This window comes from Agromyces selenitireducens (assembly GCF_052748465.2).
The window spans coordinates 3,565,705-3,582,091 of the sequence record NZ_CM188259.1; the positions used below are offsets into that span (position 1 = coordinate 3,565,705).

General features: G+C 72.0%; 17 protein-coding genes. 7 read left to right on the forward strand and 10 right to left on the reverse strand.

Features of this window, described 5'->3' with window-relative positions:
- Positions 1-39 precede the first annotated feature (39 nt).
- Positions 40-1,158 (forward strand): amidohydrolase family protein, encoded by a 1,119-nt coding sequence (locus ACULK4_RS16775; RefSeq protein WP_445963531.1) that lies wholly within the window; start codon positions 40-42, stop codon positions 1,156-1,158.
- 171 nt (positions 1,159-1,329) lie between these two features.
- Here the strand turns inward: ACULK4_RS16775 and ACULK4_RS16780 are convergent, their stop codons facing one another.
- Genes ACULK4_RS16780 through ACULK4_RS16810 form a run of 7 tightly spaced genes read right to left on the reverse strand, consistent with a single transcriptional unit; the run spans position 1,330 to position 7,680 of the window.
- A complete protein-coding gene (locus tag ACULK4_RS16780) occupies positions 1,330-1,764 on the reverse strand; it encodes a RidA family protein (RefSeq protein ID WP_445963532.1) in 435 nt (144 codons plus the stop codon).
- Between the two features lie 8 nt (positions 1,765-1,772).
- Positions 1,773-2,609 carry an ABC transporter permease gene (locus tag ACULK4_RS16785; RefSeq protein ID WP_445963533.1) on the reverse strand — a complete coding sequence of 279 codons (837 nt, stop codon included), beginning with the start codon at positions 2,607-2,609 and terminating at the stop codon, positions 1,773-1,775.
- Positions 2,606-3,442 carry an ABC transporter permease gene (locus ACULK4_RS16790; protein WP_445963534.1) on the reverse strand — a complete coding sequence of 279 codons (837 nt, stop codon included), beginning with the start codon at positions 3,440-3,442 and terminating at the stop codon, positions 2,606-2,608. The genes ACULK4_RS16785 and ACULK4_RS16790 overlap by 4 nt, the downstream gene beginning before the upstream one ends.
- Positions 3,439-4,272, reverse strand: coding sequence for an ABC transporter ATP-binding protein (locus ACULK4_RS16795; protein ID WP_445963535.1), 834 nt, complete (start codon positions 4,270-4,272; stop codon positions 3,439-3,441). Before ACULK4_RS16795 ends, ACULK4_RS16790 begins: the two co-directional genes overlap by 4 nt.
- Before the next feature lie 38 nt (positions 4,273-4,310).
- Positions 4,311-5,318 (reverse strand): LLM class flavin-dependent oxidoreductase, encoded by a 1,008-nt coding sequence (locus ACULK4_RS16800; RefSeq protein WP_445963536.1) that lies wholly within the window; start codon positions 5,316-5,318, stop codon positions 4,311-4,313.
- 2 nt (positions 5,319-5,320) lie between these two features.
- Positions 5,321-6,733 (reverse strand): dihydroorotase, encoded by a 1,413-nt coding sequence (locus ACULK4_RS16805; protein WP_445963537.1) that lies wholly within the window; start codon positions 6,731-6,733, stop codon positions 5,321-5,323.
- On the reverse strand, positions 6,730-7,680 hold the full coding sequence (locus tag ACULK4_RS16810) for an alpha/beta hydrolase (RefSeq protein WP_445963538.1): 951 nt from the start codon (positions 7,678-7,680) through the stop codon (positions 6,730-6,732). Before ACULK4_RS16810 ends, ACULK4_RS16805 begins: the two co-directional genes overlap by 4 nt.
- 234 nt (positions 7,681-7,914) lie before the next feature.
- On the opposite strand from ACULK4_RS16810, the gene ACULK4_RS16815 reads away from it, so the two are divergent.
- The 6 genes from ACULK4_RS16815 (at position 7,915) to ACULK4_RS16840 (ending at position 12,961) form a co-directional block, all read left to right on the forward strand.
- Positions 7,915-8,952: a putative F420-0 ABC transporter substrate-binding protein gene (locus tag ACULK4_RS16815; protein WP_445963539.1), complete on the forward strand. Its 1,038-nt coding sequence runs from the start codon at positions 7,915-7,917 to the stop codon at positions 8,950-8,952.
- A gap of 152 nt (positions 8,953-9,104) precedes the next feature.
- Positions 9,105-10,103, forward strand: a complete 999-nt coding sequence (locus ACULK4_RS16820) for a putative F420-0 ABC transporter permease subunit (RefSeq protein WP_445963540.1) — start codon at positions 9,105-9,107, stop codon at positions 10,101-10,103.
- The gene (locus tag ACULK4_RS16825) at positions 10,100-10,945 is read left to right on the forward strand and encodes an ATP-binding cassette domain-containing protein (protein WP_445963541.1); all 846 of its coding nucleotides are present in this window, start codon (positions 10,100-10,102) and stop codon (positions 10,943-10,945) included. The genes ACULK4_RS16820 and ACULK4_RS16825 overlap by 4 nt, the downstream gene beginning before the upstream one ends.
- Before the next feature lie 115 nt (positions 10,946-11,060).
- The gene (locus ACULK4_RS16830) at positions 11,061-11,546 is read left to right on the forward strand and encodes a nucleoside/nucleotide kinase family protein (RefSeq protein WP_445963542.1); all 486 of its coding nucleotides are present in this window, start codon (positions 11,061-11,063) and stop codon (positions 11,544-11,546) included.
- 185 nt (positions 11,547-11,731) lie between these two features.
- Positions 11,732-12,358 carry a pyridoxamine 5'-phosphate oxidase family protein gene (locus ACULK4_RS16835; protein ID WP_445963543.1) on the forward strand — a complete coding sequence of 209 codons (627 nt, stop codon included), beginning with the start codon at positions 11,732-11,734 and terminating at the stop codon, positions 12,356-12,358.
- A 6-nt stretch (positions 12,359-12,364) separates the two neighbouring features.
- Positions 12,365-12,961 (forward strand): SAM-dependent methyltransferase, encoded by a 597-nt coding sequence (locus ACULK4_RS16840; RefSeq protein WP_445963544.1) that lies wholly within the window; start codon positions 12,365-12,367, stop codon positions 12,959-12,961.
- 149 nt (positions 12,962-13,110) lie between these two features.
- Here ACULK4_RS16840 and ACULK4_RS16845 read toward each other — a convergent pair whose 3' ends face one another.
- The 3 genes from ACULK4_RS16845 to ACULK4_RS16855 are packed head-to-tail and all read right to left on the reverse strand — an operon-like array spanning position 13,111 to position 16,346.
- Entirely contained in the window at positions 13,111-14,010 is a 900-nt protein-coding gene (locus ACULK4_RS16845; RefSeq protein ID WP_445963545.1) for an ABC transporter permease, read from the reverse strand.
- A complete protein-coding gene (locus tag ACULK4_RS16850; RefSeq protein WP_445963546.1) occupies positions 13,997-14,995 on the reverse strand; it encodes an ABC transporter ATP-binding protein in 999 nt (332 codons plus the stop codon). Before ACULK4_RS16850 ends, ACULK4_RS16845 begins: the two co-directional genes overlap by 14 nt.
- A gap of 10 nt (positions 14,996-15,005) precedes the next feature.
- On the reverse strand, positions 15,006-16,346 hold the full coding sequence (locus ACULK4_RS16855) for a LolA family protein (RefSeq protein ID WP_445963547.1): 1,341 nt from the start codon (positions 16,344-16,346) through the stop codon (positions 15,006-15,008).
- Between the last annotated feature and the right edge of the window lie 41 nt (positions 16,347-16,387).

Genomic DNA, 16,387 nt, shown 5'->3' on the forward strand with positions numbered 1-16,387 from the left:
TCGTGCGCAAGCCCATCGAGTTCGGCACGAGGATTTCACGTGACCCGCACCGCCTTCACCGGAGTACGCGTATTCGACGGAGAGCGCCTCTCCGAGCGGGCCACGGTGGTCATCGAGGGCGGCCGGATCGCTGGAGACAGCTCCACCGACGGCGCTGACGTCGTCGACGTCGACGGTGCGACACTGCTCCCCGGGTTCATCGACACTCACACCCATCCGCGCACACGTGCCCAGCTCGATCTGGCGGCCCGCGCCGGCATCACCACGCTCATCGACCTGGGCTCGACGAGTCTTTCCGCGCTTGCCGCGCTCAGGAGCGAGAGCGGCACACCTCAAGTCAAGACTGCGGGGTACGTCGCAAGCGGGCCCGGATCGATGTTCATCGAGACGATGGGCATGCCTGCTTCGACCGGGGTCGTCGGACCGGCCGACGCCGGCCGCTTCATCGCCGACCGCAGGGCCGACGGGTCAGACCTCATCAAGATCATCATCGAGGACCCGCGATTTCCCGGTGCCAGGCCATTGAGCACCGATACGATCGCCGCGCTCGTCGCGGCCGCGCACGAGGCCGGATACCTCACCGTGGCGCACATCGTGAGCACCTCTACTCTGCGATCCGCACTGGAGGCCGGCGTCGACATCGTCACCCACACGACGCTCTCCGGCGAGCTCGACAGCGACACCCGGGAACTCATCGCACGCAACGGCACCGTGATCATCCCGACGCTCGGCATGATGCACGGCGTCGTCGCGAAGGTGGGCGGCACTGTCAGAATGCGCATCATCGGCGCACTGGTGCCGGCTGCCCGCCTCAAGTACCGATTCGCGGAGTCGACCGTGCGGGCGTTCCGTGATGCGGGGAGTGCGGTTCTCGTCGGCACAGACGCGAACGACGACCCGCACGTTCCACACCAGGTGCCGTTCGGCGAGTCGCTTCATGACGAGCTCGAGCGGCTCGTCGATGCCGGCCTGTCGCCGCTCGAGGCCGTCCAGGGAGCAACCTCGAGGGCTGCCGCCGTGTTCGGGATGGACGATCGCGGCCGGATACTTCCGGGCCTACGCGCGGATCTCGTCCTCATCGACGGCGATCCCACCGCCACGATCTCGGCATCTCGCCGCATTCGCGGTGTCTGGATCGGCGGTGGCCGCGTGGCATGAGCTCACTCGCTGGAGAGTGTGCTGGCCCGCCTCCCCGGCCGGCTTCGCCTGTCGTGGAGTGTCCGGCCGGGTCGCCGACGCCACCAACCGTCCGCGAGCGCGCAGCAGCCGACCCCCGTCATCGCGCATGAGACGGGGGCCGGCGGTCTCTGGGGGCGAGCGGATGCGGCGTCAGCCGCCGCCACGGGCGACCGGCGCCGCGGCATCCGCTCGGGTCGGCACCGCCGCGATCGCCTCGATCTCGAAGCGGTAGTCGGGTCCGGCGAAGCCGGCGACCTGCACGAGCGTCGACACGGGGAAGTCGTGCGTGAAGTACCGCGCGCGGATCTCGCGCAGGTCGTCGCGCACGAGCCGGAAGTCGTCGCGGACGAAGACGTTCACCTTGACGACGTCCGCGGGGGTCGAGCCCGCCGCATCCAGCACCCGCGCCAGGTTCGCGAAGGCGAGCTCGACCTGCTCGCTCGTGCCGGCGGGCATGGTGCCATCGGGGCGCATCCCGATGATGCCGCTGACGAAGACGAGGTCGCCGCCAGAGACGCGGATGGCCTGGCTGAAGTCCGCCGTGGGCGGGTACACCCCGACGGGCTCCACGATCTGCTTGTGCATCGGCTGCCCTACCTCCCGACGATCCGGCGGTCGTCGTACCAGGGCGCGAGCCGGCGCCGAAGCACCGAGATGAGCCACAGCGTGAGGTTCGCGATGATCACCATGACGATCACCATCGCGATCGCCTCGGCCATCATGAACTGGTACGCCGCGAACTCGAGCAGGTGCCCGAGGCCGCCGGTGCCGCCGAGGAACTCACCGAGCACCTCGCCCGTGAACCCCAGCGCAGCACCGCGCTGGATGCCCGACAGGCTGTACGGCAGCGTCGCCGGGAAGATCACCTTCCAGCCGAGGAAGATGCCGTTCACGCCGAACACCCGGCCGGCGTTCACGAGCGACGGGCTCACCGTGACGGCGCCCTCCATCGTGTTGAGGATGATCGGGAACACCGCCAGGAGGAACACCAGCGCGATCTTCGACTCGCTGCCGAGGCCCAGGGCCAGGATGAAGAGCGGCGCGAGCGCGACCTTCGGCGTCGAGTACAGCAGCCAGAGGAACGGCGCGACGGTGAACCGCAGCACCGGCGACCAGCCGACCGCGAGGCCCACCACGACGCCGACCACGACCGCCATCGCGAGTCCGATCAGCACGTTGGTCATGCTGTAGGCGAAGGCCGCCCAGAACTCGGGTTCGCCGAGCAGGCGCACGAACGCGACGATGATCTCGGACGGCGGGGGCAGGAATGCGGCCGGCACGAGCTGCAGCCAGCTCACCGCCGCCTCCCAGACGAGCACGATGCCGAGAACGACCGCAAGGAGCAGCAGCCCCCATTTCGCCTCGCCCGTGCGAACCACGCGTCGGGGGCGCACGATCCGGTTGGTGCCGGTCGCTGACGTGACGCTCATCGTCGGCCCTTCCTCGTCCACGGCGCGACCCAGCGTTCGACGAGGGTCACCACCTGGGTCATGCCGACGCTCCACACCACGACGACGGCGATCGCCGCGAACGCCTGGTCGGTCTGGTAGGTGTTCGCGGCGCGGATGATGACCGCGCCCATGCCCTGCGCCGAGCCCGCGAGCTCGGCGACGACCATGCCGATCGTCGCCAGCACGACGGCCTGCCGGAGCCCGGCGAACAGGAACGGCACGGTCGACGGCAGGAACACCGACCGGTACAACTGCAACCGGTTCGCCCCGTACACGCGGCCCGCGCTGATGATCGACTGGTTCGTCGTGCGCATGCCCGCGGCGATGTTGAGCAGGATCGGGAACACCGCGCTGATGGTCACGAGGAAGATCACCGGTCCGATGCCGAACCCGAACCATGCCTTCGCGAGCGGCTGGTAGGCGATCGCCGGGGTCGCGTAGATCGTCCACGCGATCGGGCCGACGACGCGATCGACCGGAAGCACCGACCCCATGAGCAGGCCGACGGGGATGCCGATGACGACCGCGATCGTGAAGCCCGTGAGCCATGCCTGGATCGACACGGGGAGGTTCGCGGCGAGGGCGCCGCTCTGGACGAGCTCCCCGAATCCCTGCGCGACCGCCGACGGCGGCGGGAAGAACACGGGATTGATCCAGCCGAGCACCCCGACCACGAGCTCCCACACGACGAGCATCACGACGACCTCGCCCGCGAGCACGAGGGCCTTGCCTCGCGCGCTCAGCCCGGCCAACCACGCCGCGATGCCGCCGCGGCCGAGGTTCGGCCCCGAGGCGAGGAACGTGCTGCTCATTTCGAGACCGCCGCCGCCGTCGCCTCGCCCTGCAGCGCCTCCCACAGGTGGTCGCGCAGTTCGAGGAACCTCGGGTTGCTCTGGATGCTGCGCTCCGACCGCGGACGCTCGAGGCCGGTCTCGATGACCTCCTTGATCGCGCCCGGGTGGCTCTTGAACACCACGATGCGGTCGCCGAGCAGGATCGCCTCTTCGATCGAGTGCGTGATGAACAGCACCGTCTTGCCCGTCGCGGCGATGAGCTTCTCGATCTCCGCACGCATGACCTCGCGGGTCAGCGCGTCGACCGCGCCGAGCGGCTCGTCCATGAGCAGGATCCGCGGCTGCGCGACGATCGCCCTGGCGAGTCCGACGCGCTGCTGCATGCCACCGGAGAGCTCGCGGGGGTACGAGTGCTCGAAGCCGGCGAGCCCGACGAGCTCGATCGCCTCCTGCACGCGGTCGCGCCATCCGCCGCCCTTCAGCCCCTTCTGCATCTCGAGGCCGAACTTCACGTTGTCGAACACGGTGCGCCACGGCAGCAGCGCGTAGTCCTGGAACACGACCGCCCGGTCGGGGCCGGGGCCCGTGACCGGTTCCCCGGCCACGCGCACCTCCCCCGCGGTGGGCTTCACGAGCCCCGCGATCACGTTCATGAACGTCGTCTTGCCGCAGCCCGACGGGCCCAGCACCGTCACGAACTCGCCTTCGTTCACGTCGAGGTCGACGCCCTCGATCGCGATGAGCTTCGAACCCGTCCGGGCCACGTCGTATCTCACGGTCAGGTCGCGCACCGAGATCAGCGGGGCAGCGGATGCCTCGCCTCCGGCCGGCTCGATGGTGGTCGTCATGGTGATTCCCTCTTCCACGCTCACGAGAGCCTCGTTGCTCACGTCAGGGCCGGTTCGACGGCGTGCTCCCGCATCTTGGGCAGCACCTCGGTGCCGAGCAGCTCGATCTGCTCGAAGAAGCGATCGAACTTGAACCGGAAGTCGAAGACGAGGTGCTCGGTGCCGATGGCCTCGAACTTCTTGAGTTCCTGCACGGCCTCGTCGGGGTCGCCGACGATGAGCTGGCCCGCCAGGTCCTCGACGGTCTCGAACCTACCCGAGGGCGGCTTGACCGCGAACTTCGCCTTGTTCGCCCAGGCGAGCAGGCCCGGGATGTTCACGTGCTTCAGCGCCTCCTTGCGGGTCTCCTCGATCGACGTGGGCGGGATGACCGCGACGGTCGGCATCGGGCGGCCCGAGGCATCCGTCATCTCGCGCATGGTCGCGATGCGCTTCTCCATGGTCGCAAGCGAGATGCGGCCGGGCATCCAGCCGTCGGCGTACTCCGCGGCCAGCCGCGCCGAGCGCGGGGTCGCGCCGCAGTACCAGAACGGCACCCGGCCGCCGACGGGCTTCGGCTCGATCGTGACGTTCTCGAACGAGAAGATGCCGTCGTCGTAGGTGACGTCGTTCTCGGTGAACACGCGCTTGAGGATCTCGGCGTTCGAACGCACGGCCTCGACGCGGTCCAGGTCGCCCCAGCCGATCGCGTCGAACTCGTGGTCGAACGTGCCGGCACCGAACCCGAGGATGAGGCGCGGGCCGACGAGCTGGGTGATCGTGCCGGCCATGAGCGCGGTGAGCAGCGGGTGGCGGAAGGGGATGAGCGAGCCGGTGCCGAGCTCGAGCTTCTCGGTGACCGCGCCGATCGCGGTGAGCGTCGTGAGCGCGTCGTAGAACGTGCGGTTGGGCTTCTCCATCTCGCCGTGCGGCTCGAACACGAGGTGGTCGCGCACCCACACGGAGTCGAAGCCCATCTGCTCGGCGAGCTTGGACCCCTCGAGCAGCTTCTCGCGGCTGGCTTCCTCGCCGAAGTGGGGCAGCAGCAGTCCGAACTTCATCGCCATGGTCAGTTCCCTTCCGTTCCGGCCGTCTCGGCCGCGAGTTCGGCCGGAGCGGCCGCGAGCTTCCCGTATCCGGGTTCGCCGACGACGGCGCCGTCGGCGTAGACGTCCCGGCCGCGCACGAGGGTGCGCTCGATCCGGGTGCTGATGGTGCGGCCGTCGTACGGCGTCCAGCCGATCTTCGAGAGCACGTCGTCGTTCGTGATGGTCCACTCGTGCTGCATGTCGGCGATCACGATGTCGGCATCGGCGCCGACTTCGAGCGTGCCCTTCACGCCCGCCAGGCCGAACTTCTCAGCCGGGACGCGGGCGACCATGTCGACGGCGCGCTCGAGGCTCAGTTCACCGCGGTTCACGGCGTCGAGCATGAGCTCGTAGTAGTACTGGATGCCCGGCGTCCCGGTGTGCGCGCTCCACATCTCGGTCCAGCCGATCTCCTTCTCCTCTCGCGTGTGCGGGGCGTGGTCGGAGCTGGCGATGTCGATCGTGCCGTCGCGCATGCCCTCCCAGATCGCGGCGCGGTTCTCGTCGGGCACCCAGTACGACAGCGCGTACGGCCCGAGCGTCTCGACGTCCTCCCACGTAGCGAGGAACGGCGCCCAGTGGTTCACCTCGCACGTCACGTCGACGCCCGCGGCCTTCGCGCGGCGCACCGCCTCGATGGACCGGCGCGTCTGGATGTGCGCGATGTGCACGGGGCATCCGGATGCCTCGGCGAGCCGCAGTACGACGTCGATCGCGGTGTCCCAGATGACGCCCTCGCGCGCGGCGTACGCCGACGCGTAGCCCTGCGGCGTGTTCTCGCCGCGGGCGAGGTACTGGCCCTCGATGTAGTCCATGAGCGCCTGGTCGTGGGGGTGCACGATGAAGCGCACGCCGGTGCCCGCGATGCGGTCCATGATCTGCAGGAGGTGACCGTGGTCGTGGATGCCGGTGCCGGCCGGGTGGGGATAGCTGCGTCCGGTGTCGACGACCATGTAGATCTTGAACGCCCGGATGCCCATCGCGGCCATCGGCTCGATCTCGTCGAACTTCGTCGGCGCCGGGTTGTGGTTCCAGTCGACGATCGAGGTCGCGGAGTACCGCTCGAACACGTCGGTGAGCGTCTCGACGTCGACGGTCGGCGGCTTGAGGTTCGGCATCCCGAAGATGGTCGTCACGCCGCCCGCGGCGGCCTGTCGGGTCGTGGTGAGGATGTCCTCCTTGTGCTCGTAGCCCGGCTCGCGGGTGTGCACGTGCACGTCGACCATGCCGGGCAGCACGAGCCGGCCGGTCGCGTCGATCGTGCGATCGGCGTCGACCGCGACGCCGGGCGCGACGAGGCCGGCGATCCGCCCGTCGTCGACGAGCAGGTCTGCGGTGGTCGGGCCGGCGGGCGTCACGACGACGCCGCCGGCGATTCTCAGGTCGATGGTCACTGCGGTGCCTCCATGCGTTCGATGGACTCGCCCTGCCCGGGCGAGCGGGTGGTGCGGACGTCGACGTGGCTCGGGCGCACGTAGCGGTCGAGCCAGTCGACGATCAGCGGGGTGGTCTGCTCCCAGTAGCGGTCGTAGGCGGCGTAGTGGGTGGTGTGCCGCTGCATGACGAGCTGCTTGGGGCCGCGCGCGGCGGCGTAGAGCCGCTCGGCGTGGTCGGTGGGGGTGGTCGCGTCGCCCTCGACGCCGATGACGAGGAGGGGCGTCGTGAGGCGGGATGCCGCGTCGATGGGCTTGTAGGCGAGGATCTCCTCGGCGCACGAGAGCGGGATGGCGCTCGGGATGCGGTCGTCGACGTCGGCCTTGATCGTGGTCGCGCGGCGCTCGGGCGTCGGCACCATGATCTCCTCGCGCGGGTGCACGAGGCGGCCAGCACCGGTCGTGACCCTCAGCCGCCGGTCCTCCTCGAGGGCGGCGAGGAACGCGAGCCACTCGTGCTCCTGGCGCATGCGGTGCAGCCAGTCGGTGCCGTCGGCGACGGGGACCTGGCTGACCGCGGCCTTCACGCGCGGGTCGGCGTCGGCGAGGAGCACCGAATTGCCGCCGCCCGTGCCGCCCGTGCCGAACGCGCCGATGGCGTCGGCGATCACGTCGTCGCGCGTGGTCAGGTACGTGACCGCGTTGACGAGGTCCTGGAGCTGGCGGGCGGGAGAGAGGATGCCGCGGTCCCCGCCCGAGTCGCCGAACCCGCGGTAGTCGAAGACGAGCACCCCGAAGCCGGCGGCCACGAGCGCCTCGTGGTATCGGACGTAGAGCTTGGCGTCCTTGAGCCCGAGCCATCCGGGTCCCTGGACGATCGCGCGGAACGGGCCGGGGCCCTCAGGGGTTCGCCAGAGCCCTGCGAGGCGGTCTCCCTCGCTCGAGAACTCGACCGGTGTCGTCTGCATGGATGCGACGTCCTTCCGTTGAACGCTGCGACGCGTGTACCGGGCGAATGTCGTCGCCCGTGATTCAGATCATGACCTATTTTGGATCCAGAATCCAGTATTGATTCGAAATCGCCGCCGTGCGAGGATGACGGAGACGACCGATCGGGCTTGATCGGTCGGGCCGGCCCGGGATTGGGCCGCGAGTCGCCGACGCACGTCGGATCACGCACACGCAACCGTCCCGGAGGATCCATGCCCACGCTCACCCACTCCATCGGCCGCCCCATCACCCGCGTCGGCACCCGCCGCGCCGCCGCGCTCGGCGCCGCCGCGGCATCCGTCGCCCTGCTCGCCGCCTGCGCGCCCGGCGCCCGGGCCGGCAGCGGCGACCCCGCCCCCGAAGCGGATGCCGCGGCATCCGGCTACCCGCTCATCCTCGACAACTGCGGCACCGAGGTGACGTTCGAGCAGGCGCCCGAGCGCGTCGTCACGATCAAGTCGTCGACGCTCGAACTGCTGCTCGCGCTCGGCCTGGACGACCGCGTCGTCGGCGCCGCCTTCACCGACGGCCCCGCACCCGACGAGCTCGCCGACGCCGCGGCCGGCATCGAGATCCTCTCCGATCGCGTGCCGTCGCAGGAGGTCACGCTCGCCGCCGAACCCGATCTCGTGTTCGCCGGGTGGGAGTCGAACCTCACCGCCGAGGGCGCGGGCGACCGCGGCACGCTCGAGCAGCTCGGGGTGCACACCTACGTCGCGCCGGCCGCGTGCCAGGGCGAGGGCTACCGGCCCGACCCGCTCACGTTCGAGGGTGTGTTCGCCGGCTTCGAGGAGGCGGGCGAGATCTTCGGCGTGACGGATGCCGCGGCCGACCTCGTCGAGGAGCAGCGCGCCGCGCTCGAGGCGATCGAGCCGAGCGACGCCGGGCTCACCGCGCTCTGGTACTCCTCGGGCGACGACCAGCCGTTCGTCGGCGCCGGGATCGGCGCACCGCAGATGATCATGGAGGCCGCGGGCCTCGAGAACGTCGTCGGCGACGTGCAGGACTCGTGGACCTCGCTGTCGTGGGAGGCCGTCGTCGACGCGAATCCCGACGTGATCGTGCTCGTCGACGCCGCGTGGAACACCGCGGACTCGAAGATCGAGCGCCTCGAGACGAACCCGGCCACCGCGGCGATGCCCGCCGTGCAGCAGGGCCGGTACGTCATCGTCGACTTCCCCGCCACCGAGGCCGGCGTGCGCAACGTCGACGCGGTCGCCTCGATCGTGGAGCAGCTCGGGGCGCTCTGATGACGGTGCGCACCACTGCGGGTCGAGGAGCCGACGAAGCCGGCCTCTCGGGAACCGGCGCGCCTGGGCGGCGTGGGATCGAGACGCGGCCTTCGACTGCTCCTCGATCACCGGAGGAGGCGCGGCCTTCGGCCGCTGCTCGACCCGCACTCGTGCCGATCGGCGTCGGCGTGGCGCTCCTCGGTCTGCTCGCGGCATCCGTCGTGCTCGCCGTCACCATCGGACCTGCCGGTCTCGCCCCCGCCGACGTGCTCGCGTCGATCGCCGCGCACCTCGGCGTCGGCGAGCCCACGCTCTCACCGTTGCGCGACGGCATCGTGTGGGAGCTGCGGATGCCGCGCGTGCTCACCGCCGCCGCGGTCGGCGCGGGCCTCGCGATCTGCGGCGTCGTCATGCAGGCGCTGACCCGCAACCCACTGGCCGACCCGTACCTGCTCGGGCTGTCGTCGGGCGCGTCGGTCGGCGCGGTCATCGTGCTCGTGCTCGGCATGGCGATCGCCCTGCCGGTCGCCGCGTTCGCGGGCGCGCTCGCGGCGCTCGCGGCGACGCTGGGGCTGGCCCGCGCGGCGGGCGGACTCAGCCCGACCACGACGGTGCTCGCGGGTCTCGCGGTGTCGGCCGTGTTCGGCGCGATCACGAGCCTCGTCATCTTCTGGAGCGCCACGAGCGACAGCTACCGCGAGATCCTCAACTGGCTGCTCGGCTCCCTGTCGGGCGCCGACTGGGCGGCGGTCACGCTCGCCGGCTCCGCGCTGCTCGTCGTCGGCGTTCCGCTGCTCGCCACCGGGCGCACGCTCGACGCATTCGCGTTCGGCGACACCGCGGCGTCCGCCCTGGGAGTGCACGTGCCGCGCACCCGCGCGCTGCTGCTCGTGGCGACGGCCCTGCTCACGGGCGCGCTCGTCGCGGTGAGCGGCGCGATCGGGTTCGTCGGGCTCATCCTGCCGCACGCGGTGCGCCTGGTCGTCGGCTCGCGGCATCGCGCGCTGCTGCCGCTGTCGGCGCTCGCGGGTGCGGTCTTCCTCGTGTGGGTCGACACCGGCGCGCGCACGCTGTTCGACCCGCGCGAGCTCCCGGTCGGCATCCTCACGGCACTCGTGGGCGGTCCGGTGTTCGCTGCGCTCATGCTGCGCGCGCGGAGGGCGTCGTGAGCGCGCTCCGGCCAGGGGCCGGCCTCGAGGGCTCGCGCATCTCGTTCGCGCGCGGGTCGCGGCTCATCGTCGACGGCATCGACATCACGGTGCCGCGCGGCGCCGTCGGGGCCCTGCTCGGCCCGAACGGCGCGGGCAAGTCGACGCTGCTCCACCTGGTCGCGGGCGTCGAGGCAGCGGATGTCGCGGCGCTCACGCTCGACGGCGACGACCTCGTGTCGCTCCGCCGCCGTGAGCGCGCCCGCCGCATCGCCCTCGTCGAGCAGGACGCCCAGTCGCCCGACGGCCTCCGCGTCGACCACGTCGTCGGCCTCGGCCGGGTCCCGCACCAGTCCGCGTGGGGCGGCGACACGTCGCGCGACCGCGAGGTCGTCGCGCGCTCGATGCTCGCCGCCGGCGCGGCCGAGTTCGCCTCGCGACGCTACGACGAGCTCTCCGGCGGCGAGCGCCAGCGCGTGAACCTCGCCCGTGCGCTCGCGCAGGAGCCCGAGCTGCTGCTGCTCGACGAGCCGACGAACCACCTCGACATCCGCGCTCAGCTCGCGACGCTCGGGCTGCTGCGACGCCTCGCCGGCGACGGGCTGAGCGTGCTGGCCGCGCTGCACGACCTGTCGCTCGCGGCGTCGTACGCCGACCACGTGGTCGTCCTCGCCGAGGGCGTCGTGGTCGCGGCCGGTGCGCCCGCGGTGCTGACACCCGAGCTCATCCGCTCGGTGTGGGGCGTCGAGGCGCACGTGCTCGTGCACCCCGCGACGGGTCGCCCGCTCATCGCGTTCGCCGAGCGGTCGGATGCGGCATCCGCCCCGCTCGCGGCATCCGTCGACGCCCATCACGTTCCCTGATTCCCACGGTCAGGAAGGCGGAAGCGGCTCAGGATGCCTCCCCCCTCGCGTCCTGAGCAGCCCCCGTCCTCCTGAATCGGTGACGTGCCGGCGAGCGCGGCGTATCCTCGGCGGCATGGACGGGTTGAGCGAGAACCGGCGCGCGCTGCTCGAGTCGGTGGCGACGGAGTTCCTGCAGAACTCGTGGCGCGGGCGTCGGCTCGTCGCGGTCGAGGGTGGCTCGGATGCTCCGGCCGCGCGGTTCGCCGACGACGTCGCCGCGATCCTCGCCGAGCGCGGCGAGCGCGTCGTGCGCCGCTCGGTCGGCGATGTCGACGAGGCCGAGTTGCGCCGCGGAACGGTCGAGCCGTTCCGGACCGGCGCACTGCCGGGCGCCGACGGCGACGACACCGTGCTCGTCGTCGACGGGCGCCGCCTCCTCAACGACGCCGTGCGCGGCATCTGGCACTTCACGGTCTGGACCCTCGCCGGCGATGAGCTCCCGCACTCGGGCGTGAACGTCGATGTCGACGTGACGGACGAGTCCTCGCCGAAGCGCTACTTCTACGACCTCTGCAAGCTCCCGCCGAGCGTCGGCGAGCGCCGCACCGCGTCGGCGTGAACCCCATCCGTTCAGAGGAGATCCGGCGATCTGTCGGACGGATTCCCCGAACGGATCCTGCGGATCGCCGGATCTCCTGTGACGCGAGGAGCCGGGCCGGCGGGAGCGGTCCGCCGCGCAGGTTCGGCCGGGCCGGGCGCGACCCTTCCCGTCCCGCGTCCCGCAACGGGTGCAGGATGGGAGGCATGGGCGAACGCGGCATCCCGGTGACCACCGTCGACGAGCTCGAGGCGATCGTCGGCACCCCGATCCCGCGCGTCGCCGAGAAGGTGCGCGACCGGCTGCACGAGGTCGATCGCGAATGGCTCGCCGCGGCATCCCTCGCCTTCGTCGCGACGAGCGACGAGCACGGCCGCCTCGACGTCTCGCCGAAGGGCGACCCCGCCGGCTTCGCGCACGTGCTCGACGACACGACGATCGCGATCCCCGAGCGCCCGGGCAATCGGCGGGCCGACGGCTTCCGCAACGTGCTCCGGAACCCGCACGTGGGCCTCGTCTTCGTGGTGCCCGGTCGCGGCGACACGCTCCGCATCAACGGCCGCGCGACGATCGTGCGCGATGCGCCGTTCCTCGACGACATGGTCGTCGGGCGCCACCGGCCGGCGCTCGCGCTGCTGGTCGACGTCGAGGAGGTGTTCTTCCACTGCTCGAAGGCGTTCCTCCGCTCGGAGACCTGGGAACCCGACGCGTGGCGCCCCGACGCAGTGCGTCGTCGCGCGCTCATCGCGAAGGCGATCGAGCAGCCCGCTGCGCCGGTCGCCGAGCTCGACGAGTACTACGGCCCGTCGTACGCCGAGCGGATCTACGGGTAGGCGCGCGTGGCGGCCGCGGCGGCATCCGTCCCCGAGCGCGTGCGCTGGGCCGTCCGCATACTCGCTCCGCGACCCGGCGAGCGCGTGCTCGACATCGGGTCGGGCACAGGCGCGTCGGTCGAACTCGTGCTCGAGGCGCTGGGGGTGACGGATGCCGAGGGGTCCGCCGGGTCCGCGCCGATGCGAACGGACGCCACAGGGCGCGCGCCGGTCGTCGCGATCGACCGATCCGCGACCGCCGTGTCGCGCATCCGCGAGCGGGTCGCCGACGCTGCGGCATCCGGCGCCGTCGACGTGGTGCAGACCCCGCTCGCCGGCCTCGACCCGGGCCTCGGCCCGTTCGATGCGGCGTTCGGCGTCAACATCAACGTGTTCTGGACCTCCGCCGCCGTGCCGGAGTTGCGCGCGCTCGCCGGCGTGGTCCGGCCCGGCGGCCGGCTGCTCGTCGCGTACGGCATCGGACCCGTTCCACTCGCCGACGCCGGGCACCTCGACGGCGTCGAGGCCGCCCTGCGCGCGACGCCGTGGTTCCGGGTGCGCGAGCGCCTCGAGGCCGAGAGCGGCTCGGGCATCCTCGCCGAACGCACGGCCGAGCGCGCCTGACCCGTCCGCTCACAGGAGATCCCGCGATTCGCAGGTCGAATCGGCCCGCTCCGTCCTGTGAATCGCCGGTTCTCCTGTGAACGACAGAGGGTGACGCGAATGCACGGGGACTGACGGATGCCCGGATTTCGCAGCCTCTGCGGCATCCGCTACGACAGGATGTCGCGCGTCGCGAGGCGCCACGCGGCGAGACCGCCGAACACCGCGATGTAGGCGCCCTGCAGGAGCGCGTTGTCGGCGAACGACTCCCACGCGGGCGGCGAGCGCAGCAGGTCGGCGAAGTCGAACCAGCGGTCGGTGAACAGGAACGGGTGCGCCCACTCGAGCTGCGGGATGGCGCCGACGATCTGCGCCGAGACCGCGAGGATCGCCGTGGCCGCCATCGCCCCGACGGGTACGACCGTGAGCGTCGACGCGAACAGCCCGATCGCCGACAGGCCGAGCATCGACACGGCCACGTACGCGCCGATCGCGAGGAACCGCAGCAGGCCCTCGCCGACCGACACCTGGCCGCCCGAGAGCAGCGTGACGGGCCCGACCGGGAACAGCGCCCACCCGACGAGCGTGCCCACGACCACGACGACGAGCGCGGCCGCGATGCAGAACGCCGCGGCGACCAGGTACTTCACGATCAGCAGGCGGATGCGGCCGGCCGGGGCGAGCAGCAGGTAGCGGAGCGTCCCGAGGCTGGCCTCACCCGCGATCGTGTCGCCCGAGACCACCGCGATCGTGAGCGGGAGGAAGAGCGGCGTCGCGACGACGAGGGCGGTCACGCCGACGAACAGGCCGTTGCCGGCGATCTGGTCGAGGAACGCCGGCCCACGGCCCGGAGACGCGCTGCCCGCGACGCGGATCGCGATGCCGATGAGGATCGGGATGAGCGCGAGCGCGCCGAGCATCGCCCATGTGCGCCAGCGGCGGAACAGGGTCACGAGCTCGGAGGCGAGCAGCGACAGGCCGAGCGCCGGTCGCGACACCTCCGCGGGTCGAGGAGGCCGCGCAGCGCCCGTCTCGAGACCCGAGCCCGCGGACACGTCAGGCGACGACATCGAAGCCCTCCCCCGTGAGCTCGACGAACCGCTGCTCGAGGCTCGTGCGACGCACCGCGAATCCGCGGACGCGCACGTCGTCGGCGACGAGCGCCGCGACGATCGCGTCCGGGGCGGGCCGGAGCCGGCCGGTCCCGTCGCCGAGCAGTGCGGTGACGACGGCGTCGGCGGATGCCGCGGCATCCGCTTCGACGGACGGCGCCGCGCCCGCGGCATCCGTCACCAGCCCCAGCCGCTCGAGCGTCGCGCGCGCCCGACCGGGATCGGGCGTGACCACCTCGACGCGCGACTCCCCCGACCGGCGGAACTCCTCGAGGGTGCCCTGCGCGACGAGCCGGCCGGCGCTCATGACGCCGACGTGCGTGCAGAGCTGATCGACCTCGGCGAGCAGGTGGCTCGACACGAACACGGTCGTGCCGTCGGCCGCGAACGAGCGGATGAGCGAGCGCACCTCGCGGGTGCCCTGCGGGTCGAGGCCGTTGGTCGGCTCGTCGAGCACGAGCAGCTCCCGGGGCATGAGCAGCGCGTTCGCGAGCCCGAGCCGCTGCTTCATGCCGAGCGAGTAGGCGCCGGCCTTCTTGCGCGCCGCATGCGACAGCCCGACGCGGTCGAGCGCGGTCGCGACGCGGGCGGTGCGGGTGCCGGGAGGTGCGTGCCGGTCGGCGGCGTCGAAACGGCGCAGGTTCGCCGCGCCCGACAGGAACGGCGCGAACGCGGGCCCCTCGACGAGCGCGCCGACTCGCGGCAGCACCGTGTCGAGGCTCCGGGGCATGTCGGCGCCCAGCACGCGCGCGTCGCCCGCGGTCGCGCCGACGAGGCCGAGCAGCATCCGGATCGTCGTGGTCTTGCCCGATCCGTTCGGCCCCAGGAACCCGAACACCGATCCGCGCGGCACCGCCAGGTCGATGCCGTCGACGGCCGTCTGCGCGCGGAAGCGCTTGGTGAGTCCGTGCGTCTCGATCGCGAGCTCGCCGAGGTCGCTCACCGGCGGCCCGTCAGCGACCCGCGGCGGCGTACTCGACGAGCGTGTCGACGGGCACCGATCCGGCGAGCACGCGTCCGTCGTCGGTGATGAGCACCGACAGCAGCGACGTCTGCAGCGCGCGTCCGCCGTCGACCGGGGTGGTCAGGGCCTCGAGTGCAGCGGATGCCTCGGCGAGCTGCTCCTCGCTCGGCCCCTCGGCCCCGTCGCCCGTGTCGCCGGGCTCGCCGGCTTCGGCGCGGTGCTCCGCCATGGCAGCCATGGCCGCGGCGGCGTCCATCTCGATCACCGTCGCCCAGCCCTCGCCGTGCACGACCGGCTCGGCCGCGGCGCCGTGCGCGTCGGGGGCGACCCCGTCGTCGCCCTCGGCGCGCGCCTCGGCGTCGGCCTTCCACTGCGCCCACTCCTCGGCGGTCGGGATCGGCAGTTCCTCCTCGGTGACCGTGAACCCGTCGGCGGGCTCGAACGCGAACACCGACGCGGCGGGCGCGGCGAACGACACGTCGGTGAACCCGGTCGAGAACGCCGGCTCGCTCGCCCCGCGTGCGGTGACGGATGCCGCCAGCGCCGACCCGTTCTCGCCGTCGATCGCGACGCGTACCTCGCCGACGAGCGTCTCGTCGGTGCGTGGCTCGATGACGAGCTCGTACGCGTCGCGACCGGCGACACGCCCGTCGGACCCGACGGAGACCTCGCTGGTCTCGTCGAGCCGATCGAGCGCGCGGTCGAGCAGCTGCTGGGGGGTCGGCAGCTGCTCACCGTCGGGGAGTTCCGCCTCGGCCTTCGCCTTCGCCTCGTCGGCGAGGCGCTCGGCCTCCGCCTCGAGGTCGGCCTTCAGCGCGTCGACGTCCGCGCCGGCGGGCACCGTGAGGCGCGTCGCCGTCTGCGTCTCGGAGTCGACGAACCACGCCTCCTCGGGGCCGAGGTACACGTTCCGCTCGGCCATCCGGTCGAGCACCTGCAGTCGGGCCTGCTCGCCGTCGAGGTACACCTTCGCGTCGAAGCTGCCCGTGGCGAGTGCGATGAGGTCCTCGAGCGCAGCGGATGCCGCGGCATCCGACTCGTCGTCGCCCGATCCCCCGGGTCCCATGCCGCCGCCGCCCGCACCGCCCGTGAGCGCGCCGAGGTCGGGCAGGCCGAGCTCGGACCGCTGCTCGATGGTGCCCGAGAGCGCATCGACGTCGCTCGCCTTCGCGAACTCGATCAGCTCCTCGACGGTCTTGTCGGGCAGGTCGACCGCGGCGGTGGCCTGCATCGGGACGAGGACGGCGGCCGCGATCGCGACGGGCACGCCGATCGCCGGGACGAGGACGCGGGCGCGGAGTCGGAACGGCCCGGTGGTGCGTGGGCTCATGCACTCAGGCTACGCCTGCGGAGGCGGGCGGAGGCCGGTGC

Coding starts and splice junctions, on each gene's coding strand:
- ACULK4_RS16780 (WP_445963532.1), bottom strand. CDS start 1,764: ATGCACAAGCAGATCGTGGAGCCCGTCGGGGTGTACCCGCCCACGGCG.
- ACULK4_RS16785 (WP_445963533.1), bottom strand. CDS start 2,609: ATGAGCGTCACGTCAGCGACCGGCACCAACCGGATCGTGCGCCCCCGA.
- ACULK4_RS16790 (WP_445963534.1), bottom strand. CDS start 3,442: ATGAGCAGCACGTTCCTCGCCTCGGGGCCGAACCTCGGCCGCGGCGGC.
- ACULK4_RS16795 (WP_445963535.1), bottom strand. CDS start 4,272: ATGACGACCACCATCGAGCCGGCCGGAGGCGAGGCATCCGCTGCCCCG.
- ACULK4_RS16800 (WP_445963536.1), bottom strand. CDS start 5,318: ATGGCGATGAAGTTCGGACTGCTGCTGCCCCACTTCGGCGAGGAAGCC.
- ACULK4_RS16810 (WP_445963538.1), bottom strand. CDS start 7,680: ATGCAGACGACACCGGTCGAGTTCTCGAGCGAGGGAGACCGCCTCGCA.
- ACULK4_RS16815 (WP_445963539.1), top strand. CDS start 7,915: ATGCCCACGCTCACCCACTCCATCGGCCGCCCCATCACCCGCGTCGGC.
- ACULK4_RS16830 (WP_445963542.1), top strand. CDS start 11,061: ATGGACGGGTTGAGCGAGAACCGGCGCGCGCTGCTCGAGTCGGTGGCG.
- ACULK4_RS16835 (WP_445963543.1), top strand. CDS start 11,732: ATGGGCGAACGCGGCATCCCGGTGACCACCGTCGACGAGCTCGAGGCG.
- ACULK4_RS16845 (WP_445963545.1), bottom strand. CDS start 14,010: ATGTCGTCGCCTGACGTGTCCGCGGGCTCGGGTCTCGAGACGGGCGCT.
- ACULK4_RS16855 (WP_445963547.1), bottom strand. CDS start 16,346: ATGAGCCCACGCACCACCGGGCCGTTCCGACTCCGCGCCCGCGTCCTC.